This is a genomic window from Bacillus cabrialesii, assembly GCF_004124315.2.
Classification (GTDB): Bacteria; Bacillota; Bacilli; order Bacillales; family Bacillaceae; genus Bacillus; species Bacillus cabrialesii.
This window is the reverse complement of the sequence record NZ_CP096889.1, coordinates 2,128,961-2,151,080: the sequence shown is the minus strand read 5'-3', so window position 1 is coordinate 2,151,080 and position 22,120 is coordinate 2,128,961. Positions and strand designations below refer to the sequence as shown.

The 22,120-nt window shown below is 40.7% G+C and carries 25 protein-coding genes, 1 other RNA gene and 1 pseudogene; 18 read left to right on the top strand and 9 right to left on the bottom strand.

Annotated features, from left to right (window positions below):
- Nucleotides 1-29: 29 nt before the first annotated feature.
- From EFK13_RS10675 to EFK13_RS10650, 6 genes are all read left to right on the top strand, one after another.
- Nucleotides 30-374: a PH domain-containing protein gene (locus EFK13_RS10675; RefSeq protein ID WP_003220141.1), complete on the top strand. Its 345-nt coding sequence runs from the start codon at nucleotides 30-32 to the stop codon at nucleotides 372-374.
- A gap of 254 nt (nucleotides 375-628) precedes the next feature.
- Nucleotides 629-1,120, top strand: coding sequence for a TraR/DksA family transcriptional regulator (locus EFK13_RS10670; protein ID WP_129505447.1), 492 nt, complete (start codon nucleotides 629-631; stop codon nucleotides 1,118-1,120).
- Nucleotides 1,121-1,269: 149 nt separating this feature from the next.
- A complete protein-coding gene (gene azoJ / locus EFK13_RS10665) occupies nucleotides 1,270-1,896 on the top strand; it encodes an FMN-dependent NADH-azoreductase AzoJ (protein ID WP_129505448.1) in 627 nt (208 codons plus the stop codon).
- Between the two features lie 232 nt (nucleotides 1,897-2,128).
- Nucleotides 2,129-2,315, top strand: a non-coding RNA gene (ssrS, locus tag EFK13_RS10660) — 6S RNA.
- A 141-nt stretch (nucleotides 2,316-2,456) separates the two neighbouring features.
- Nucleotides 2,457-4,232, top strand: coding sequence for a DNA helicase RecQ (gene recQ / locus EFK13_RS10655; protein WP_129505449.1), 1,776 nt, complete (start codon nucleotides 2,457-2,459; stop codon nucleotides 4,230-4,232).
- A 247-nt stretch (nucleotides 4,233-4,479) separates the two neighbouring features.
- A complete protein-coding gene (locus tag EFK13_RS10650) occupies nucleotides 4,480-5,343 on the top strand; it encodes a LysM peptidoglycan-binding and 3D domain-containing protein (protein WP_064814978.1) in 864 nt (287 codons plus the stop codon).
- A 395-nt stretch (nucleotides 5,344-5,738) separates the two neighbouring features.
- Here EFK13_RS10650 and desR read toward each other — a convergent pair whose 3' ends face one another.
- The 5 genes from desR to EFK13_RS10625 all read right to left on the bottom strand — a co-directional run bounded on the left by desR (nucleotide 5,739) and on the right by EFK13_RS10625 (nucleotide 10,347).
- The gene (gene desR, locus EFK13_RS10645) at nucleotides 5,739-6,338 is read right to left on the bottom strand and encodes a two-component system response regulator DesR (RefSeq protein WP_129505450.1); all 600 of its coding nucleotides are present in this window, start codon (nucleotides 6,336-6,338) and stop codon (nucleotides 5,739-5,741) included.
- 19 nt (nucleotides 6,339-6,357) lie between these two features.
- Nucleotides 6,358-7,470 (bottom strand): two-component sensor histidine kinase DesK, encoded by a 1,113-nt coding sequence (gene desK, locus EFK13_RS10640; protein ID WP_129505451.1) that lies wholly within the window; start codon nucleotides 7,468-7,470, stop codon nucleotides 6,358-6,360.
- A 119-nt stretch (nucleotides 7,471-7,589) separates the two neighbouring features.
- Nucleotides 7,590-8,648: a Delta(5) desaturase DesA gene (gene desA / locus EFK13_RS10635; protein ID WP_129505452.1), complete on the bottom strand. Its 1,059-nt coding sequence runs from the start codon at nucleotides 8,646-8,648 to the stop codon at nucleotides 7,590-7,592.
- 160 nt (nucleotides 8,649-8,808) lie between these two features.
- Nucleotides 8,809-9,786: a S66 family peptidase gene (locus tag EFK13_RS10630; RefSeq protein ID WP_129505453.1), complete on the bottom strand. Its 978-nt coding sequence runs from the start codon at nucleotides 9,784-9,786 to the stop codon at nucleotides 8,809-8,811.
- A gap of 63 nt (nucleotides 9,787-9,849) precedes the next feature.
- Complete coding sequence (locus EFK13_RS10625) at nucleotides 9,850-10,347, bottom strand: N-acetyltransferase (RefSeq protein ID WP_129505454.1); 498 nt, start codon at nucleotides 10,345-10,347, stop codon at nucleotides 9,850-9,852.
- Between the two features lie 170 nt (nucleotides 10,348-10,517).
- Here EFK13_RS10625 and EFK13_RS10620 point away from each other — a divergent pair, with 170 nt between their 5' ends.
- Both EFK13_RS10620 and EFK13_RS10615 read left to right on the top strand, forming a co-directional pair.
- Complete coding sequence (locus EFK13_RS10620; RefSeq protein WP_129505455.1) at nucleotides 10,518-11,300, top strand: VLRF1 family aeRF1-type release factor; 783 nt, start codon at nucleotides 10,518-10,520, stop codon at nucleotides 11,298-11,300.
- Nucleotides 11,301-11,436: 136 nt separating this feature from the next.
- The gene (locus EFK13_RS10615; protein WP_019714625.1) at nucleotides 11,437-11,973 is read left to right on the top strand and encodes a DUF420 domain-containing protein; all 537 of its coding nucleotides are present in this window, start codon (nucleotides 11,437-11,439) and stop codon (nucleotides 11,971-11,973) included.
- A gap of 91 nt (nucleotides 11,974-12,064) precedes the next feature.
- Here EFK13_RS10615 and EFK13_RS10610 read toward each other — a convergent pair whose 3' ends face one another.
- Nucleotides 12,065-12,742, bottom strand: a complete 678-nt coding sequence (locus EFK13_RS10610) for a lysozyme family protein (RefSeq protein WP_064814985.1) — start codon at nucleotides 12,740-12,742, stop codon at nucleotides 12,065-12,067.
- Between the two features lie 192 nt (nucleotides 12,743-12,934).
- Here EFK13_RS10610 and czrA point away from each other — a divergent pair, with 192 nt between their 5' ends.
- Entirely contained in the window at nucleotides 12,935-13,258 is a 324-nt protein-coding gene (gene czrA, locus EFK13_RS10605) for a Zn(II)-responsive metalloregulatory transcriptional repressor CzrA (RefSeq protein WP_064814986.1), read from the top strand.
- Nucleotides 13,259-13,283: 25 nt separating this feature from the next.
- Here the strand turns inward: czrA and csk22 are convergent, their stop codons facing one another.
- Nucleotides 13,284-13,832 (bottom strand): mother cell-specific sporulation protein Csk22, encoded by a 549-nt coding sequence (gene csk22, locus EFK13_RS10600; RefSeq protein ID WP_129505456.1) that lies wholly within the window; start codon nucleotides 13,830-13,832, stop codon nucleotides 13,284-13,286.
- 209 nt (nucleotides 13,833-14,041) lie between these two features.
- On the opposite strand from csk22, the gene EFK13_RS10595 reads away from it, so the two are divergent.
- From EFK13_RS10595 to EFK13_RS10560, 8 genes and pseudogenes are all read left to right on the top strand, one after another.
- Nucleotides 14,042-14,980, top strand: coding sequence for a helix-turn-helix transcriptional regulator (locus EFK13_RS10595; protein ID WP_129505529.1), 939 nt, complete (start codon nucleotides 14,042-14,044; stop codon nucleotides 14,978-14,980).
- Nucleotides 14,981-15,033: 53 nt separating this feature from the next.
- A complete protein-coding gene (locus EFK13_RS10590; protein ID WP_129505457.1) occupies nucleotides 15,034-15,516 on the top strand; it encodes a GyrI-like domain-containing protein in 483 nt (160 codons plus the stop codon).
- Nucleotides 15,517-15,590: 74 nt separating this feature from the next.
- Nucleotides 15,591-16,292 (top strand): MBL fold metallo-hydrolase, encoded by a 702-nt coding sequence (locus tag EFK13_RS10585; protein WP_129505458.1) that lies wholly within the window; start codon nucleotides 15,591-15,593, stop codon nucleotides 16,290-16,292.
- A 5-nt stretch (nucleotides 16,293-16,297) separates the two neighbouring features.
- Complete coding sequence (locus EFK13_RS10580; protein ID WP_129505459.1) at nucleotides 16,298-16,873, top strand: TetR/AcrR family transcriptional regulator; 576 nt, start codon at nucleotides 16,298-16,300, stop codon at nucleotides 16,871-16,873.
- A gap of 78 nt (nucleotides 16,874-16,951) precedes the next feature.
- Nucleotides 16,952-17,695: a GNAT family N-acetyltransferase gene (locus EFK13_RS10575; RefSeq protein ID WP_129505460.1), complete on the top strand. Its 744-nt coding sequence runs from the start codon at nucleotides 16,952-16,954 to the stop codon at nucleotides 17,693-17,695.
- Nucleotides 17,696-17,709: 14 nt separating this feature from the next.
- Entirely contained in the window at nucleotides 17,710-18,435 is a 726-nt protein-coding gene (locus EFK13_RS10570; protein ID WP_129505530.1) for an AraC family transcriptional regulator, read from the top strand.
- Nucleotides 18,436-18,499: 64 nt separating this feature from the next.
- Nucleotides 18,500-18,832: a chaperone CsaA gene (gene csaA / locus EFK13_RS10565; RefSeq protein WP_129505461.1), complete on the top strand. Its 333-nt coding sequence runs from the start codon at nucleotides 18,500-18,502 to the stop codon at nucleotides 18,830-18,832.
- A 430-nt stretch (nucleotides 18,833-19,262) separates the two neighbouring features.
- Nucleotides 19,263-19,831 (top strand): annotated as a pseudogene (locus tag EFK13_RS10560) (M15 family metallopeptidase); the annotation flags it as partial.
- Between the two features lie 68 nt (nucleotides 19,832-19,899).
- On the opposite strand, the gene EFK13_RS21240 reads toward EFK13_RS10560, so the two are convergent.
- Both EFK13_RS21240 and EFK13_RS10550 read right to left on the bottom strand, forming a co-directional pair.
- The gene (locus tag EFK13_RS21240) at nucleotides 19,900-20,154 is read right to left on the bottom strand and encodes a hypothetical protein (protein WP_407062087.1); all 255 of its coding nucleotides are present in this window, start codon (nucleotides 20,152-20,154) and stop codon (nucleotides 19,900-19,902) included.
- Between the two features lie 131 nt (nucleotides 20,155-20,285).
- Nucleotides 20,286-20,651, bottom strand: a complete 366-nt coding sequence (locus EFK13_RS10550) for a hypothetical protein (protein ID WP_129505462.1) — start codon at nucleotides 20,649-20,651, stop codon at nucleotides 20,286-20,288.
- Nucleotides 20,652-20,701: 50 nt separating this feature from the next.
- Between EFK13_RS10550 and EFK13_RS10545 the strand changes: the two genes are divergently transcribed.
- Entirely contained in the window at nucleotides 20,702-22,120 is a 1,419-nt protein-coding gene (locus EFK13_RS10545; protein WP_129505463.1) for a lipase, read from the top strand.

The window sequence follows — 22,120 nt, the reverse complement described above, 5'->3', positions numbered from 1 at the left end:
TAGATAAATGCAGAAAGAGGGGTTCTTCATTGGGTATTTTTTCTGTTAGCAGATCAACGGACGCCAAGAAGCTTGAAGCTTTGCTCGTTGAAGGGGAAAGAATAGAATCGATTTATAAGCTCCGAGTGGACCAAATTTGCTTTACAAATAAGCGGATCATTTTCTTTGACAATAAAATGTTTTCTAAAAAGAAGGTTCGTGTATTTCTTCCATATAAAACAATTGAAAGCTTTGCGATCCAAGAAGCGGGAATGTTTGATCCGGACACTGGGCTTTTGTTGATGACAAGAAGCAAAACGTTCGAATTAGAATTTGCGAAAGACACCGATTTAAGCGAAGTTCAAGCGGTGCTGACAAAGCACTTGTGCAGCTGAATATTTGATGAGCCAGCCGTTCAAAAATGGTTAGGCTTTTTTTATATAAAAAATAGAACAGAGCGCACATTACTCTGTTTACACGACTTATACCCTGCAAAAAGAGAAGGGAAAAAGCGCCAACGAAATCTGGATACGCCATCATCGCCGGCGGTCACGATCCGTTCCAAAAGACAGTAGCTCATCTTTCTATTAAAGTTCCTATGTTTGACAGGAGGCAAAACGGGAAACAGGATAGAAAGGAGAGGATACACATGTCACTGACAAAAGAACAAACACACTATCTCTATCATAAATTGCTCAATATGCAAAAAGAATTGTCAGGCGAGAAAAAGAAGACTGAATCAATGGCGGAAGAAGTGGGGGAGCTTTCCAATGGAGTTGACAACCATATGGCAGACCACGGCACACTCGTCACAGACCGGATGACAGACCAAACGGTGAGAGAAATTGACCGGGAGCTGTTAGAGGAGGTCAACCACGCATTACAAAAAATGAAAGACGGAACTTACGGCGTGTGCGAAAAAACAGGCCAAGACATACCTTACGAAAGGCTTGAAGCTGTTCCCTACGCAAGAATGACAGTTGAAGCCCAAGCCGATATGGAGGATGATTTGGAGACAGATGCCCCCTCATATGAAAGAGAATTTCACGAACAGGTTAAAGATCTATCCAATAAAGAAACGATTGATCAAAAAAGCTCACAGACGTATGAGATTTTGGATCGTGAACAAGATTCACAGTAAAAATGACAAGCAAGTACACCGATATGAGATGTACTTGCTTTTTTTTGAAAAAAATCTCATATTCAAAATAAAGTGATTGACTTTGCATAAAAAAGAAAGTAACATACTATTTGTAAGTAAATATAAAAAGTTTACCGGGAGGAATACTAATGTCTACAGTATTATTTGTAAAATCAAGCGACCGTACAGCCGAAGAAGGCGTTTCAACTAAACTTTACGAAGCTTTCTTAGCTGCTTATAAAGAAAACAACCCTGCTGATGAAGTGGTTGAATTAGATCTTCATAAAGAAAACCTTCCTTACCTTGGAAGAGATATGATTAACGGAACATTTAAAGCAGGCCAAGGAATGGTAATGACTGAAGAAGAGAAAAAACAAGCAGCAATTGCTGACAAATATCTGAATCAGTTTGTAAAAGCTGACAAAGTTGTTTTCGCATTCCCGCTTTGGAACTTCACAGTGCCGGCAGTGCTTCATACTTATGTTGATTACCTGTCTCGTGCGGGCGTTACATTCAAATACACACAAGAAGGTCCAGTTGGTTTAATGGGCGGCAAAAAAGTTGCGCTTCTTAACGCACGTGGCGGCGTTTACTCTGAAGGACCAATGGCTTCACTTGAAATGTCATTAAACTTCATGAAAACAGTTCTTGGTTTCTGGGGTGTTCAAGACCTGCATACAGTTGTCATCGAAGGACATAACGCAGCGCCTGATCAAGCACAAGCAATCGTTGAAAAAGGTTTACAAGAAGCAAAAGATCTTGCTGCAAAATTCTAATGAAACAAAAAACTCCTATCATTGCGATAGGAGTTTTTTTGGTATACATATTATATAGAAGAAAGTGATTATTTCTCTTAGCGAAAAAGGCTGATTTTTTATAGTAATATATTTTTTACTTGTCGAATATTCAGATATAATAGCGAAAAAGCAGTTTTAATCGCTGGAAAAAGTTTTTCTAAACAATTGTTCTGGCCTCTTGATAAAAAGCGGCTGATGGTGTACTATATAAAAGAAGCTACTTTGTGCGTATTGTTAATTAAGTTTTAACCTTTAAGCTGTAATAGGGAGTTTTATATCGAAGCTGGAATGTCATGCCTCCATTGCAGAGGACGACAGGAACGTTTCTGCAAACACCCACTTTGAGGAGTGGTGGTTTAAAACTTTCTTACTTGCATACGGCAAGATGTAGCGAAAGCCATTTCCTTTTTGGAAATGGCTTTTTATTTTATCTGAAAAGGTTCGGTAGAGTGAAAATTCAATTTCTGTGTGGAAGAAATGAAGGCCGCTTTTTTATGATATGATGAGAGAAATTCAAGAAAAAGCGAGGTTTACACGTTATGTTACATAGAGCCCAATCCCTTCTGGCCCATTATTTCGGTTATGAAAAGCTCCGCAGCGGCCAAGAAGAAGCGATCCGCTCGGTGACGGAAGCGAGGCAAAATACGGCCTGCATTATGCCGACGGGAGGAGGCAAATCGATTTGCTATCAAATTCCGGCTCTGATGTTTGAAGGGACAACGATCGTCATTTCGCCGTTGATTTCCTTGATGAAGGATCAAGTCGATGCGTTAGAAGAAGCGGGGATTAACGCCGCCTACATTAACAGCACACAATCTAATCAGGAAATCTATGAGAGGCTGAATGGACTCAAAGAAGGGGCCTATAAGCTTTTTTACATTACACCGGAGCGATTAACGTCCGCGGAGTTTATTCGGATTTTGCAGGGCATTGATGTTCCTTTGGTCGCAATAGACGAGGCGCACTGTATTTCTCAATGGGGACACGATTTCAGGCCAAGCTACAGAAATATCGAGATTTTATTCCGTGAATTACATGACAAGCCTGTCATCATGGCATTAACAGCGACAGCAACGCCTGAGGTCCATGAGGATATTTGCAAACAGCTGCATATTCAAAAAGAAAACACGGTATATACCGGATTTTCCCGAGATAATTTAACCTTTAAAGTAGCAAAAGGAGAAAATAAAGATCGCTTTATTGATGAATATGTGCAAAACAACAAACATGAAGCAGGTATTATCTATACAGCGACCAGAAAAGAAGCTGACCGGATTTATGATAGATTGAAACGACATCAGGTCAGTGCAGGGCGGTATCACGGAGGCTTGGCCGATGATGTGAGAAAAGAGCAGCAGGAAAGATTTCTTAATGATGAGCTGCAAGTGATGGTGGCAACCTCTGCTTTCGGAATGGGCATTGATAAATCAAATATCAGATTTGTTCTGCATGCACAAATTCCGAAAGATATGGAAAGCTACTACCAAGAGGCTGGACGAGCTGGACGGGATGGTCTTGACAGCGAATGTGTTCTCCTGTTTTCACCTCAGGATATCATGGTGCAGCGCTTCTTAATTGAGCAATCAGAACATGAAGAGAAACAAAAGCAGGATTTAAAAAAGCTGAGACAAATGGTCGACTACTGTCATACGGAAGATTGTCTGCAGCGTTTTATCCTTATGTATTTCGGAGAAAAGGAGCCTGATGCGTGCGGACAGTGCGGAAACTGTACCGATACAAGAGCGGCCCATGACGTGACGCGGGAGGCGCAAATGGTCTTATCTTGTATCATTCGCATGAAAGAACGGTTTGGCAAGACGATGGTTGCCCAGGTGCTTGCCGGATCTAAAAATAAAAAAGTTCTTGAAAACGGCTTTGCCAATCTCTCAACATACGGGATATTAAAACATCAATCCGTAGGGGAAATCAGTGATTTTATCGAATTTCTTATTTCTGACGATTTCATCAGAATGTCAGACGGAACGTTTCCGACTCTATTTGTCAGCAGTAAAGGAAGGAATGTGCTGAAAGGGGAATTATCAGTAACGAGAAAAGAAGCGTTAAAAGCGGCGGCAATTACTGAAAATGACGAGCTGTTTGAACGATTGCGCATGGTTCGCAAAGAAATCGCTGCTGAGCAGGGAGTTCCGCCTTTTGTCGTTTTCTCTGACCAAACGTTAAAAGAAATGTCAGGAAAACAGCCTGTAAATGATGAGGAGCTTTTGTCTATAAAAGGAGTCGGAGAACAAAAAAGGGCAAAATATGGCCGGCTTTTTTTACAAGAAATACAAGCTTACGCAAGGGTGACAGACTAAAAAAACAGAAAATCAACCTTTTTTTCTATAAAAAACACATTTTATTTTCACTTTTTTCCGTCCAAATAAAAAGACTTGTGAAGCCTATTATATCAAGGGTTCAGCAAGTCTTTCCAGCAGAGAGAAATCCTTCATGTAAAGGAACTGTAATCTAAATCATATCTTTTTGTTATTGATTTGACATTTACGTGTGTTACGATATCACCTGTTAGCCGCCAATAAAAAGCTAACAAGGGAGGATTTACTTATGAAGAAGACGATTATGTCCTTTGTAGCAGTTGCTGCACTTTCATCAACTGCATTCGGAGCTCACGCTTCTGCAAAAGAAATCACGGTGCAAAAGGGTGATACGCTCTGGGGAATCTCTCAGAAAAACGGAGTGAACCTAAAGGACTTAAAAGAATGGAACAAGTTAACTTCTGATCAAATCATTGCAGGAGAAAAACTGACCATTTCTTCAGAAGAAACAACCACTACTGGGCAATATACAATTAAAGCGGGGGACACGCTGACAAAGATTGCTCAACAATTCGGAACAACAGTCAATAACCTAAAAGTTTGGAATAACTTAAGCTCTGACATGATCTATGCTGGATCAACACTTTCAGTAAAAGGTCAGGCAACAGCAGCAAACACAGTTACTGAGAATACGCAAACAAGCGCACCTCAAACTGAAACAAAACAAGAAGCTGTGCAAAAAGAGCAACCTAAACAAGAAACAGTTCAACAACAACCAAAACAAGAAACAAAGGCTGCAGCAGAAACTTCTGTTCCTACAGAAGAAAAGGCTGTTCAATCAAATACAAATAACCAAGAAGCTTCAAAAGAACTAACAGTTACTGCTACTGCTTACACTGCTAACGACGGCGGCATTTCCGGCGTTACAGCAACAGGCATTGACTTAAATAAGAACCCGAACGCGAAAGTCATCGCGGTTGATCCTAATGTGATTCCGTTAGGTTCTAAAGTCTATGTTGAAGGTTACGGTGAAGCAACAGCAGCAGACACTGGCGGCGCTATTAAAGGAAATAAAATTGACGTATTTGTACCAAATAAAGGTGATGCATCTAATTGGGGCGTCAAAACTGTAAGTGTAAAAATCTTAAACTAATGATATAGATTGTGATAAAAGACGCGAGCTTTTGGCTTGTGTCTTTTTTCTTTCTGTTTAGAGATGTATATATGATATGCTGATTTTAAAAAATGGTCCCGATGTTTTCATGTGCGAAAAATGGTTTTCTTTGAGCGAGGGCTATATACCGGAAGCTCTCAGCATGAGGGGCGAGTTGCACAACTGATGGCTTTACATCCTGAAAACTCAATTCAATCGATACAGCCATTCGGGCAGATTCTTTTTTATTGGGCTGTTAATCAAGCGATCGTTCAGCGGACATTAGGAGCCTAAATGTGGAGCGTGGGATATGAATCAGTCTGATTTTGTTGGCTGCGAAAACGTGAATTAATGGTTAATAAAAAAGAATCTTGGCATCTGCCAAGATTCTTTTATTATTTAAACCAGCCTTTTTCCTTTGACCGAGTAATGGCTTCTATTCGATTTTTTACTTCAAGCTTTTCTAGAATCATTGAGATATAATTTCGCACTGTCCCGCTTTTGATGCTGAGTTCCTGAGCAATTTCTTTTGTGTTTTTACCGTCAGCCACAAGTTCAAGCACTTCTTTTTCTCTGTCTGTAAGCGGGTTAGCCTCGCTGTACATGTCCTCCATCAGCTCAGGGGCATAGATGCGTTTTCCGTTCATGACGCTTCGGATGGCGCTTGCGAGCTCTTCGCTCGGACTATCTTTTAACAAATAGCCTTTAACGCCTGCTTTAATAGCTCTTTGAAAGTAGCCGGGTCTGGCAAAGGTAGTTAAGATGATAATTTTGCAGCCTGTATCCTTTAACTCCTCAGCAGCTTCAAGCCCCGTTTTTCCGGGCATTTCAATGTCCATAATGCATATATCAGGCTGATGTTTTTTGACAAAATCAACAGCATCTTGACCGGTTGTACCTTTGCCTGCGACTTCCATATCGTCTTCTAAGTTTAGAAGTGATCCTAAAGCGCCCAAGAGCATTTGCTGATCTTCCGCAATAAATATACTAATCATGTTAAGCCATCCTTTTGGTTTATTTTGAGTTATTAGGAATTGCCATGGTAAGCCTGGTGCCGTTTTTAGTATCGATGTGAAGGCTGCCGTTTGCAAATTCAAGCCGTTCTCTCATGCCGAGTAAGCCATGACCCTTTGAAAAGAATTTTTCTTCTCCTTGGAATGTTCCATCGTCAGACACTGTAATGACAACTTCCTTCCAGAGCTGCTGAATGTCAACCCGGCAAGTTTTAGCCTGACTGTGTTTGACGACATTTGTGACAGCTTCCTTTAAGCACATGCTTAAAATATTTTCATTAAGCAATGAGATATTTTCGGGCCATTTCTCTTCTTCATAGATGAACGTAATGTCAGCTGCTTCGAGTATTTGTTTGATGTTGATCAGTTCATCCTTGAGCCGGATGCCTTTCATAGAGGATACGATTTTTCTTACTTCATTTAAAGAAGTTCTCGCTGTTTGCTGAACACTTTTCAGTTCACGTGCTGCTTGTTCGGGATCTTTGTATATCAATTTTCGCGCCAAGTCGCTTTTTAAACCAATAAGAGAAAGCTTTTGCCCAAGAGTATCGTGGAGGTCGCGGGCAATTCGCTGCCGCTCTTCTAATTTCACCAGCTCGGCAATCCGTTCATTTGCGTCCTCAAGTTTTTCTTCCAGGCGTTCTCGCTCCTTGCGGCTTCTTATACTAAAAGGCAATAAAATCGCGCTGATGAGGGTAATGACGACAAAAGGAATTTGAGTCAGAAAGAATTCCTTTTTTAAAACGAGACTGAAATTAGCTGCGACGGCTGCGCTTATTAAATGGACGTAATATAAAATATGAAAGGGGACACGTTCCCTTATGTTTCCAATAAAATATGCGATAAAAAAAGCAAAATAAATATAACTGTACAGAGTAATGGAGGCGGTTGAAATGCTAATTAACAAAAACGCCCACAAATAAATGGCCCAGCCTTTTGAGACAAAAGCAAATCGATATACCGAGAAAAATAAAAGCGTCAAAATGATGCCGACAATAATAATTAATGTAGATGATGACTTCCATATAAAGTAGAAGGGGAGAATGAAAAATATTGTCCATATATAGGGCGTAATCCCGCTTAGTTTTTGAAATGTAAAATACTTTTTAATCATGATCATACCTCATTTTCAGCTTTTCATCTTACATGTAACTTTATCATTGCGAAAGCCAGAATGCATCCTCAAACAATAAAAAGGAAGTCTTCTTGTATAAGAGAAGACCTCCTTCATCATCAGGCGTTCTTCCGCAGCTTCTGATTTTCTGCTGAATCAGGCGGAGAGCCGAAAGGCTTATGTTTGATATCCCGAAATGACACAAATTGTTTTTTATCTTCATCCCAAAGGCGGAATGCAAGTGATTGCAGGCTTGTTTTTAAGGTAATTGTCGGTACGTTTTTTAATGGTTCGTGCTGTTCATGAGCAATTTCAAGCTTATAGTTAGGCACTTTCGGACTCAAATGATGAACGTGGTGGTAACCAATATTGCCTGTCAGCCATTGTAGCAGTTTTGGGAGTTTGTAGAATGAACTGCCTTCCACAGCAGCCTGAACGTAGCTCCAGTTTTCATCTGCTTCAAAATAAGAATCTTCAAATGTGTGCTGAACATAAAACAGCCATACCCCGATTGAACCGGAAATCAGAAAAATGGGGCCTTGCACCAACAAAAACGATTGCCAGCCAAAGATCAGGCAGCAAACGGCAGCCAACGCCGCAATTGCCAGATTCGTAAGGTATGTGTTTACACGCTCCTTACGTCTTGCGCCTTTTTTGTTAAAGCGGTTGGTGATGAGAAAAACATAAATCGGTCCGAGTATAAACATAATAAACGGATTTCTATAAAGTCTATATGCAAGCTTTGTTCGTCTGGATGCAGCTTTATATTCGTTAACTGTTAGCATCCAGATGTCTCCTGTTCCGCGTTTATCCAGATTGCTGCTTGTCGCATGATGAATCGAATGGCTGTGCTGCCATTGAAGATACGGGAATAAAGTCAGAACACCTGTCAGAAAGCCGAGAATATGGTTATATCGCTTTTGTTTAAAAAATGATTGGTGGCAGCAGTCATGGAAAATAATAAAAATTCTTGTCAAAAACCCTGCGGCAATCACTGTTAATGCTAACGTAAGGAGATAGGAGACGTTGAGGCTGAGATAAGCAAGAAACCACAATCCGAAAAAAGGAATAAACGTGTTCAAAAGCTGAATCAGGCTGTTTTTTGTTTCGGGCTGAGCAAAGGCAGCGACTTGCTTTGTCAGCTGTTTTTGTTTATGCGCAATGGTTTGTTCAGTCATGGTAAGTATCCTCTCATTGTGTGTCTCGGTTAAGTATACGCGAATGAGAGAAGCTCTTTGTAGTAGCACACATCATACACCCTATATGACATTTGTCATGTCGTGGCCGCTTGCATAACTGTTTGCGCTAAAAAAGCTTGTAAAATAATTTACAAGCTCATTAATGTTTATCGATCCATATCCGTGATGCACCTGAAACAGCTTCAATCCTGCATGTTCCCCCTATGGGAAAGGTGGCAATTGGTGAAGTGTGTCCGGCATTTATGTTTGCGATGACCGGAAGGCCGGATAATTCTTTTTTTGTTCCAATCATGGCTTTCACAAGATCGATTGATACGTTTGATGCTTTTTGAAATGTGCCGATTAAAATCGCTTTCACATGAGAAAAAGCGGGGAGGTGGATGAGTGATTGCAGATCGCGGTCAAACATGTGGATGTCTGACATATAATCATCTTCTATCAATAAAATAGTATTTTCTGTTTCTGGAAAATACTCCGTTCCCTGCAGCAAATTAAGCGTGCATAGGTTTCCGCCAATCAAAGTGCCTTCCGCATACCCCTCTTGAATCACAACAGGGCCGTTATTAGGATAAAAGCGCCTGTTTTCTTGATCCAAATACCAGCGGTCATCGCTCCATTCGCTCGAAGGATGAATTTCAAACGGGTCGTTTGAAGCGCAGCAAGAAAGAAAATAATCTTTTGTATAATCGAGCCCTTTTTTCATTGCAAATGTTGAAAAGTGGGGGCCTGAATACGTAACTAGACCCGTTTTTTGATAAATGGCGTTGCTGAGGGCCGTTATATCGGAATAGCCGCACAGAATTTTTGGATGCTGTTTGATTTTCTCGTAATCAAGATAGCGCAGCAGCTGATTTGAATTGAAACCGCCGAGTGTCGTTAAAATCGCTTTGACACCTGGATCGAAAAAGGCAGCGTGCAGATCATGGACTCTTGATTCAATAGAGGATGAATCAAATTCGTTACATTCATTTGCGTGTTCAGCGATGGTTACTCGATAACCTAAGCGTTCTAATGTAGTTTTTGCTTGAATTTTTGCTTCATTTGTTAATTTAGACATGCTGGTCGCGGGAGACACGATCCGGATTTCGTCTCCCTTTTTCAGTTTTGAGGCGAACATAGCACCCTCCATTAATGGTTTTACACCATTACAGCATATCTTGGCTCATTCTTCCAGACTTTTTTACAAATCAACCCACTTAATGCTGCCTGATTGTGTATCATGATCGACGCATACTTGGAATTGATGTTTTTCATAAAAATGAATCAGCCGGTCTACATGATTCCAATCACGCTTGGCAATGTCGCCTGTGACTTTCGGAATATTGCGGTCTCTGGCGATATCTTTTAAATATTTCATGCAAATGGACCCAAACCCGTGATTCGGAGGGCCTTTTATGTCCCCGATATGAATGGCATCATCCTTGTAAGATGCTACAAGTGAAAAACTGCCTTTTCCTCTGTAAGCCGTTTTACAATCAGTAAGCATAATTTTGCATGTTTGGCCATCATCAATCGAGGAAACAATCAACCACTCTTCATGTTTCGATTGATCAATACCAAGCACTTTGGCATCTTTAGATAGATCCTTCATATTCTCCTGCATGCGGTAAATTTGAAATTCTAAATCATTCAGTTCTTCTTCAAGTTCTTGACGATTTTTTTCTTTAACAGTAAACAAGATCAAACTCCTTTCAGAAATCAGCTTAGAAACACAGTTACCAATTGTATTAGATGAAAGGAGCATTGTAAATAACAAAACGTATATTACTAGAAATTAGCGCAAAGTAAGGTTTGATCGTTTTTAAGAGAGGTAAAAGAAAACTAACCTGTGAAAAAGGAGGAATCGGAATGGCGATTGATTCATTGATTAACAAATTACAGTATGTCCAGTTGGAACCGCCGGATAAAATTCTCTCCCTGTATCTCAATACTGACATGAGAGACCCAGATCAGCAGGGGGGAGAATGGAAAATTGCCCTAAAGTCGGGATTCGGCCGATTAAAGGAGTATTTGGCAGCAAGTGATCCAGAGGAAGGGAAGTGTCTGGATGGAATCAGAATGAAAATTGATCAATACTTAAATGAAATGGGAAAAGACATGCCCCGCAGTCTCGTGTTTTTTGTTTCCGACAGCGGCATATGGGAACCAATTAAGCTTCAAATCCCTGTGGAAACAAGATTTTACTGGGAAGAAACAGCTGTTCTGGATCAGTTGAAGGATTTGCGCCAAACGTACCCAAGCACGGCGTTTATTTTAACCCAGCAGTATGAAGTGAAAATTATTGAAACCGTTTTAGGCAAAATAGAGGCGGTTGAGCATTATGAATACGATATGATCAATGAGTCTTGGGAGAATTGCCATTCCTCTGCAAACAAAGCGGCGCCATTTGATGAGAACCGAGTGAGGGAACATGTAACGGAGAACCAAACGAGACTGTATAAGCGGCTGGCTGCCAACCTTGATCAAAAAGCCGCTGCAAAAAGGTGGGAACGAATGGTCATCGCCGGTGATAAAGAAACAGCGGATCTATTGGATCAGCATATGAATAAACCGATTCATTCAAAAATCCAAAAGAACCTGCTGAATGTAAATGAACATAAGGCTGTTGAGCATTTGATCAAAGAAGCGTAAATCTAACAGGGCCGGGGCTAAAGCCGCCGGCCTTTGAAGTGTGTCTAATTTCTGACGAAGCCATCGAAAACGTTGACATCTTCATTGAATTTGCATACGATTTGGATAGCCAGTACAAATTAGGAGAGGTCACCAGATGAATCAAACAGAAAATAAACCGAAAAATTATACGGGGATTGTCCTTACACTGACAGTTCTGATTAACGGTTTAATCGCAGTGCTGTTTTTTATGCCTAAATTAGATCAGTTCAGCCATGCGAATATTCACATTTTGCCAATGCTGAATGCGATATTCAACAGCTTTACGTTTATCTTCTTATTGGCCGCGCTGATTATGATTAAACAGAAAAATATTAAAGCTCATAAACGCTTTATTTTAGCCGCATTCACAACAACATTACTATTTTTGATTTGTTATGTGGTATACCATTCGATTGCGGAGAACACGCTCTATGGCGGAGAAGGTATTATGCGCCCGATTTACTTCTTTATTTTAATTACGCATATCTGCCTTTCTGCTATCATTGTGCCGCTTGCGCTGTTTACGCTGATCAGAGGATTCAGCATGCAGGTGGAACGCCATAAAAAGATTGCCAGATGGACAATGCCTTTGTGGCTGTATGTAAGCCTTACAGGCGTTATTGTATATCTGATGATATCACCGTATTATTAAAAGCCATACTGAGTATGGCTTTTTCTTGAGCTTGTAAACATGACAAAAGCCCAAATTCGTTTTGGGCTTTTGTCAGTAGATTGATAGACTCTTATTCATGAGCCTTTGATTCCATGGTTTCAAGTGTTGCAACCTGCAAAGATTCTTCAACAGTTTTTGTTTTTTCTTTTACTTTTTCTGCATACGTGTAATCACCGTAGCAATACGGATAGCGGAAATTGTTCGCATTTCCCCCGCAAGTATACAGTTCGGGATTTTTTTTGACTTGCTGCTCGGAGTATTGTTTTGCCAATTCCTCAGTATGCGTTCCTCCATGTTCAGCTACAAAATCAATGTAACCTGCCCCCATGTTGTAGCTTTGAATGATTGTATCCAAATCCACACCTTTTTCCTTACCGGTCTTATACATGAGGGTAAATTGCTTGATGCCTTGTTTAACACTGAGTTGAGGGTCTGTTATCTCATTGCGTTTTAACCCCAGAGATTCAGAGGACTGCATGGGATCATTGCCTTTTCCTTTTGACTCTTGATACATCATGCCAAGTATGAGTGATGTATAATTAGAGAGTCCTTGATTATCAAGCTCATCTTCGACCAGCGGTTTATAATCGGTTAAACGTTCCAACACAATCGTTTTCGTATCGATCGGAAGCTGTTTGATTAAATCCCGGTTGAAAAAAAGCAAAACCAATAAAAAAGAGGCGATGACAAAGACAAAAATCATCATAAAACCCGCAGCAGCGAAACAGCCTTTTCTCTTTTTCTTCACTGTGTTTCACCCTCAATGTTTGGAGCAGTATGACCTTTTCATTATGACACAGATCCGTATATCAGACCAAGTAAAAACCGGATTTGAAACATAAATTTAAACTATGAGATGGAAATGGAACACAAGCATGCTGGTTTGCACCCAAGTGTATTTGTTATAAGATAGAAGTATGTATAAAGAAAGGTGATACAGATGACTGAATTTAAAGAAACGGAACGGACGGCCGCTGATCTGGATGAGGAGACGCTGTTTTTAGTCGCACAAACATTCAAAGCGCTTTCTGACCCTACCAGAATCAGAATTCTCCATTTATTATCCCAGGGTGAACATGCAGTTAACGGAATTGCAGAAAAGCTGAATTTACTGCAATCCACAGTGTCCCACCAGCTCAGATTCTTAAAAAATCTCCGGCTTGTCAAATCGCGCAGAGAAGGAACCTCCATTTATTACTCACCGGAGGATGAACACGTTTTAGATGTTCTTCAGCAAATGATCGATCATACACAACATGATTAAAAAAGACATCCTTGTTTAATCGCTGCTAGCGGGCAAGGATGTCTTTTTCTTTTTTATTGTGTCCGATCTGATCGAGATCGTTTCTGCTGAGCTTGATGACAAAAGAAGAAAAGCCGATATAATAAACAGCTATCAGAAAAAAGACGCCAATTGTCACAGGATCTGTTCCGATTGACTGACTATAAGATCCAAGGCTGTTTAGATCAGGCGAGGTAAGATAAAGCTCTGTCACTCGATACAGAAACCTTGATAAAAACAAGGTTAAGAGAATCACTTCTACCCAAATATGAGTCCGAAAATAAATTTTTCCTCTCCGTTTTTCAAAAGAGATGTTTTTCTTAGCGAAAAAGACAAGAAGCCATCCGCCAAAAATTCCAAAAATGAGATATCCGTATAAAAAAGGATGAATGATGCTGAAGATCGAAAGACCAAAAGCAAACAGGGAGAAAAGAATCATACGGGTGAATAGCCAGCGGGGCTTCAGCGGCTGGTATCCGATGGACCTTTTAATTTTTTTGTACAGAAAAAAGATGATAATCATGGCAGGATAAACGCTCTGAAGTGTAAGATGCATGATGTGAAATCCCCTCCGTTGAGAAGTGTATGCTTATCCGGTTCAAAATAGTAGCTTAAAATCAAATGCTGAACACAAAAAAAAGGGGGAAACCCTGTTTTCATAACATATGCAAGGTGTATTTGGGCCGCATAATAGATATGCCCAAGCTTTATAAAAATGTTATGATTGATTTTGTTCCGAAAATAAAAGAAGAAAAGGTGCAAAGAATGAAACTGGAACGTTTGTTAGCGATGGTTGTGTTGTTAATCAGTAAAAAACAAGTGCAGGCCGCTGAACTTGCTGAGCTGTTTGAAGTATCGGTCAGAACAATTTACCGTGATATTGAGACAATCAATAGAGCTGGCATTCCGATTGTGACCTCACAGGGCTCCGGGGGCGGAATTGGCATTATGGAGACGTATCGGCTTGAGAGAGAGTGGCTGAAAGAGGAAGAGTTGTTTGCGATCGCTTCCGCTTTGCAAAGTGTCTCAGCTATGTATGAGCCAGTTTCTCACAGCACTGCCTATCAAAAAATCAAGCACCTCATACCGGAGCAGTCTGCCGAAGCATTTAAGCATCAAACAGAAAAATGGTTTATTGACATGACGGCTTGGGGCCATACTGAGGATCAAAAGGCGCTTCGTGAGATAATCAGCGCCGCCATTGATCAATTGTCCACGATATCATTTACATATACAAACGCAAGCGGGGAAACACTTTATCGTGAAACGGAGCCTTACACATTGGTTTGCAAGGCGGGGCACTGGTATTTATACGCCTATTGCCTGGTTAGAAACGATTTTCGCTTTTTTAAACTTAACCGAATGAAGGATCTGACCATCTTACATCAGTCCTTTATCAGAAAAGACATTCAGCTGGAAACTTTGCCATGGGATAAGAATTGGTACCAAAAGGACCGTTTAACTGAGCTGGTCATTCTTGTTCAGCCGACAGCACGTCAGCGCATACGTGAATGGTTTGGAAATGAAGTTCTGCATTGGGATGAAGATGAAACCTGCCGGGCAGTGATTTCTCTTCCAGAAGATCAATGGCTGATCGGCTTTTTGCTGCAGTTCGGAAAGGATATTGAGGTTCTGAAGCCTCTCCATATAAGGGAAAAAGTAAAAGATACCATTCATCAGTTGCAAAAAGTTTATGAAACCTGACACACTGCTGTCAGGTTTCTTTTTTTATAATCTAGGTAAAAAGGAGGGATCGTATGGGTTTTTCACATATGACACATTTAGAACAGAAACGGTTTGCCGGACTGTCACAACGGACCAGCAACGCATTGGAAATGACGGAAGAACGGCGGATCCCGGCACTGTGGGACCAATTCTGGAAGCAGGATATGAGCGCTCTATTCGCACAGGCCGAGAAAGATCAAAGCATTATCGCCTTATATTCCAATTACGAACAGGAGACGAATGGGCTTTACACGTTTTCAGTCGGAACGTTTCAGGAGGAGAGCGGCACTCTTCCGGAACCCTATGAAAACATTGATTTACCAGCTTCGGATTATGCCGTTTTCACTTCCAGAATCGGCCCTATTGAAGAGATTGTGCTTGAAACGTGGAAGGAAATTTGGACGTGGGATAAGCGTCATCTGCGTACGTTTACAGGTGACTTTGAAATGTATGATCAAAGTGCAGCAGTGCCTCAGCGGGCACAAGTTAAAATTTATATAGCCATAAAAAAATAATAACTCTTGATAAACTAATGGTGTTAGTTAATAATAAAAACTAACACCATTAGTTTTTTAGGAGGAATGAAAAGATGAGAGTTACTCAGTACCAAACCGTTTGGCAGCTGACTTTTTTTCCAGCATTGTTTCCTGTCAATTGCTACCTAGTAGAGGAAGAAAACGAAGTCACCCTGATTGATGCCGCACTTCCGGGCAGCTATAAAGGAATCATTCAAGCTGTAAATCAGCTGGGAAAACCGCTTCAGCATATTTTACTGACCCATGCCCATGGTGATCATGTCGGATCACTGGATGCATTGACACAAGCATTTCCTCACGCAAAGGTGATGATCTCAGAACGGGATTCTTTCCTGCTGCAAGGCGACACATCGTTGCGTCATGATGAGCCGCAGACACCTATAAAAGGAGGTATTCCGAAACACGTGCAAACAAAGCCTCACCATCTGCTGACAGGCGGTGAAACAATAGGTTCACTGCTCGCTATTCCTACACCGGGCCATACACCGGGCAGCATGTCATTTCTTGATACAAGAAACGGCACTATAATAGCAGGAGATGCATTTCAATTGCGCGGAGGAATCGCTGTATCAGGACAGATAAAATGGACATTTCCTTTTCCCGCCTTCGCCACATGGAATAAGGAGGAAGCCATTAAAAGCGCTCAATTGCTCACCGACAAGGCGCCTTCGTGTCTCGCGGTCGGACATGGAAATTTCCTGAGATCACCCGCAGTGCGGATGAGACAAGCGATCCAAAAAGCAAAGAAAGGATGACGAGAATGTCACCGAGAATAGGATTGAGCCAAAAAATGATTGTAGACGCCGCAGCTGAGATTGCCGATCAGGAAGGCTTGAATAGTGTCACGCTTGCCGCTCTGTCTAAAAAAATGAATGTGCGCCCTCCGTCGCTGTATAACCATATCAACGGGCTGCAAGCGATCAGAACAGAACTAGCTGTCAGCGGGCTGACAAGGCTGAATGAACAAATGGCAGCCTCCGTAACCGAACAAAAGGGAGATGCCGCTATGCTTTCTTTAGCTCATGCATATGTTGATTTTGCAGTTGAAAATCCCGGATATTATGAGGCGTCTTTGCTTAAGGTTCAGGACGAAAGAGCGGAAGTCGTCTCAGAACAAATTGTCCGGCTTGTGTCGAAGCTGCTCATTGAAAACGGTTATGCAAGTGAAAAGACTGCCATTCACGCGACAAGGGGGCTCAGAAGCCTGTTGCATGGCTTTACGGCTTTAATCGCAAAAGAAGCATTTGAACGTGAAGAGGATATTTCAGAAAGTCTGTCATACTCCATCCGCACGTTTTTGTCGGGTTTAATAATAAACAATAAAAATATTATGTAAACAAATAAAAAGATGTCCTATATTTCTGAATATTGATATAATATTACGGTAGTATACGTAGGGGAGAGACATTAGGCAATGGATGAGATTCACAAAGTTGAACGGTTAGCGGCAGCATCATGGCCGACATATATTCAGAAAAGCATGGGACAATGGCTTCTCAGAGCGAATTTTGGCGTAACCAAAAGGGCGAACAGCGTGTGGACATCAGCGGAAATGCCTGAAGGAGATTTTCGGCAAGAAGCCGAACGTTTTTATAAAAGCTTAGGCTTGCCCGTTTGTTTTTATATCAGCAATGCATCTCCGAAAGGACTAGATGCTGCATTGGCAGACAGCGGTTATGAAAAGGCGGACGAGTGCTTTCAAATGACAGCATTATGCCGGGATATTATGAACCATACTGAAGAAAACAGCCGATTTACATACAAGTGGGAGCATGAGCCGTCATCTGTTTGGATTGATGAATTTATTCGATTGGAAGGATTTTCGCCGGAGCGGCATCAAGGCTACACAAACATTTTCAGGCGCATGCCGCCGTGTAAAACTTTTTTCACGATGTATGACCAAGAAAGCCTGACAGCGCTTGGAACGGTTGCTGTCATTGATGGTTATGGCGGACTTAGTAATATCGTTGTAGCCGAGGAGCACAGAGGAAAAGGGGCAGGAACCCAAGTGATCAGGGTATTGACTGAATGGGCAATAAACAACGGAGCAGAACGCATGTTTTTACAAGTGATGAAAGAAAATCTGGCGGCAGTTTCTTTATATGAAAAAATCGGATTTTCGCCTATAACGGAACACCATTACCGGATCAAAAGATGACCAAAGGAAGGGGCTTGCTGATGGACTCGCTTCAAGAGATTATTTGCGAAAAACGGACATACACACGCCTTTATCATTCCCATAAGCACGCGTACAGCCAATTTCTTTTTCCGCTTGAAGGGAGTATTGATCTTGAGACGGAGGGGCGCGAGGTGAAATTAAAGCCGGATCGGTTTTTATATATTCCGCCGGAGTGCGAGCATCGTTTCCGTTCGATCGGCAGAAATGAATGTCTGGTACTGGATGTTCCGCTTTATGCGATGAAAATTGATGAGTATCATGCAGGATCGGGAATTGAAGCTGCACTTGATCCTTTCTGGTCTTCAATCAGGTATTTGCTGACGGAAGAAGCAAAAGCCGGCACAGCAAACTCGCTGCATATGCTTGTTCAATACATAAAAGAAAAGCTGCAATCCCATACCTACGACTCAATCGCTTACATTCACAGCCATTTATTTGAGCGGCTGACGATTAAAAAGCTGGCAGACATCGAGCATTACCACCCAGCCTACTATTCAAGCTGGTTCAAGAAGCAGACGGGAAAGTCGCCGCAGAACTATATCGCTGATCTTCGCCTTGAGGAAGCGAAACGAATGCTGATGGAGAAAAAGGAAACCCTTACTGTCGTGAGCGAGGCGCTGGGCTTTCAAAACCTTTCTTCTTTTACCAGATGGTTTACAAAAAGCACAGGCATGCCGCCCCGCCTGTATCGAAACACCTTATATTCGGATAAAAAATGATAGTTCTTTGGTTAAACGAACCTTGGAAATCTCTTTTATAATAGGAGAAAAAGGAGTTATAGATATGGCAGTCATTGAGGACTTTGAGAAATTGGATATCAGAACAGGCACTATTGTAAAAGCGGAGGAATTTCCTGAAGCAAGAGTCCCGGCGATTAAGCTTGTGATTGATTTTGGAGCAGAGTTCGGCACGAAACAATCAAGCGCGCAAATCACGAAGCGCTATCAGCCGGAAGATCTCATCAACAAGCAAATCATAGCAGTCGTCAACTTTCCGCCGCGCCGGATCGCCGGATTTAAATCGGAAGTGCTGGTCCTTGGCGGCATTCCCGGCCAGGGCGACGTTGTCCTATTACAGCCGGGGCAGCCTGTCCCAAACGGCACAAAAATCGGATAACACAAAAAAGACGTTTGCCTTAGGCAAACGTCTTTGCGTATTGAGGCGATGCACCACACGCCACATTCGTGTGCACCGCAAAGGGCATGTACATCGGCTTACACAATTCAGCTCATCGCTATATGAATATAGCATGGCGGGTGAAGGAATGCAAGGGTAACTTTGTAATTGTGAGTGAAATAGTTATAAAAACTTGTCTTATTTTATCTGATATTGTCGAAAGTAAGGGAAGATATACAATTCAAATCGTAATATTGTTAAATTGTATGATAATAATAAGTTTACGTTTTATCATCCAAACTTAGAAAAGTGACTTAACTGTGACCCGTACTGTGACCTAAGTTTGGCCTGAAACACCGTTTTGTGAATGTGAATAAACGCTGTTAAATCAACGAAAACGTACTAAATAATAAGGTGAAAACAGGGTGGTGTGCTTATCTATGAAACGATTGGTACTGAAACACAACAACGCCAGAATGTTAATAAAGATGTTTCACAGACAATAAAATCATATCACATTGTAGCATTGTAGGTCAGGCTTTAGACTTTGTACCAACTGGTGGCTATTCTAAATCTGATACTAAATGGAATGGCTACGGTGCTGCAGATATCAAAAAATTTATTGCTTATGCTAAGTCAATTGGATTTGAATGGGGAGGAGACTGGAAAGGTTTTGTTGATCAGCCACATCTTCAATTTAACTACAAAGGCTATGGTACAGATACCTTTGGAAAGAAAGCATCTTCCACACCTTCAAAATCCACAAATTCAGGCATTAAATCAGTTGGTAAGATTAAAATTGTTGGTGTATCAAATGCTGCAATTATCATGGACAAACCTGACCGAATCAACGCTAAGAACGTAGGCACAATTGGGCTTAGTAAGACAATTGATATCGCTGGTTCTGTTAGAGGTTCAAACAACTCTAAAGTATACTCGGAGATCATTCATAACGGTAAACGCCGATATGTGTCTGGTCAGTACGGCAAAATGGTTTAAGTAAATAAATAGTCCCCTTGAATTTCTTCGAGGGGACACTTTTGTTTATTTGATGATTTATCCTCTTTTTAATCTTCACATGGCTTATCTTCGCATTCTGGCTTTTCTTTAGCATCAACATAAGACGATGTTATAGTGTCATTTGACTTGTCATAAATTCCCCAAAACTCTTTTTCTTTGTTACCGTTCAAATACCCCTCTGCATTAATACCGCCCATTGGGCATATTGGTGTTTCATGTATATTCCTCCAAGTGTTATTATAGCTAGAGTAGTAAGTATAATTATGGATTTCTTCATAAAACCATCCTTCTTGCCGTATAATGAGAGTGGATTATCATTTTTTTGAAAAATCTATTGAAGTGGGTTAAGAAAAGTATCCGATCCTTTGATAATACTAATGAGTTTTGAGAAAGCATAAAAGACCCCTCTACTCTAAGGTGAGGGGTTGTATACTTAATACTCACATACGCTATCTTCGCATCCAGGTTTTGGTTCAGCATCGATTCTAGTCAAGCCTATTTTGTCATTGCTTTTATCATATAGCCCCCAGAAATGTTCTTTCTTTTCTCCGTATGTACCTTCCACTGAAATTCCACCCATTGGATCTATTTCATAATCCTTTGAGAAGTTAATTGGATTTACGTTACTATAGTTAGCTTCAAGATAGTCAGTCATTCTTTTTTTTGCTTTCTCAAATAACTTAACTTCTTGGGCTTTTGCTTCTGCTTCCTGATTTTCATCATATTTATGTTTCATAAATAGCCCCCCAAGTGTTAAAATAACAATTGTTATTATTAGGATAATTATGGGTTTCTTCATAAAACCATCCTTTCCACCTTTTATTTTACAATAGGACAGGGGCTATGTACATGAGTAAAAAATATGACATTCCTAATCTATCTGATGAAATTTATTTTTATTTAAGTTCTGTCACCTATAGAGATAAGGAGCTCAAACGAGCGAATAAAGATAAAAAACCCTTAATAACTGAGGATAAAAGGAAAGCTTTTTACGTAGATAAAATCAAAAAAGATCCAGATACAGGCCTAGATGTTTACGTATTTGTCCAAGCCAAGAAAAAAGAAGGTAAATGGGTAAAACCAAAAGAACCCGAAAATGTTGTTGTAGGTTTTCAGGGAACAAACCAGGAACAGATTAAAGCTGACGTTATAAGTGCAGATGGCGGCAACGTAGTAATGGGGAAAGACCCGAAAAAGAAAGTCCAATACATAATGAAAAAAGATGCATCTGAAAACTCTAAAGCCATTGCCAAGTATAACGGCAGTATGGAACAAGCGATGATGATTAAGAGCGGAGAATACAAAATTGTCACTAAGACATCTCAATTTGATCAAGGTGATAAGCTCGTTGCCAATGAAGTGAAAAAGTATGCTGGCACTAACACAGTGATTTCTACTACTGGTCACTCACTTGGGGGAGCAGATGCGGAATACGCTGGAGTAAATAATAACATTTACAGTGTGGCTTTTAACAACCCATCAATTGTTAAGTTGCATGATGAAGAAACACAGAAGAAAATCAGAAATGGCGAATTTGATCTGTATCACAAAGCAATCATTAATCCTGATGATATGGTGGGATCAGGGTGGTTTTTAGAATACGACCGACACAACGGAACAACGATATACACGAAAGACCCTAGCATCGCACGTCAAGATCGTGCAAACCGGCTTAATACGTCTCTAGGTATTCCTGGTGTTTTAGGGAGTCTTATTACTTCCTTCTATGGCCAAGCATTTGCAAAGAATCCTGATACTCATAGTTTAAATGATTCTAACTTTACATTTGATAAGAATGGTAATATCCAGAGCGTTGATGGCAGCAACGGAGTTTATAACCAGAATATCGAAACGTTCTCATCTTATTCAGGTATGAATGGACAGACAATTAAAGTTGATGCTAAGTATGCAAAAGAACTGGCCAAACGACTACAGGCAGCTATTGAAGATTTAAAAACGAAGAAACAAGCAATTGAACGATTCCCTCATGATCACAGCAAAATGGTTTATGACGTAAAATCTATTTGCGGGAAGAGATTAGGAGAATTCAAGGATCTAGATCCAAGCGATGTTGATAAAGCTGTATTGTATCACGCACCTTATGTAAAAGATGGGGCAGCATTTTATGACTCAGAAGAACAGTATCAAACTGAGGCTTCTCTTCATTATTTGATTAGAGATTTAGAGGATATTAGTGAGTTTATTGTTAAAATGGCTGAGGATTTAAAAGATAAGGATAATGAATTAGCAAGCTGGTTACGGTTGTAA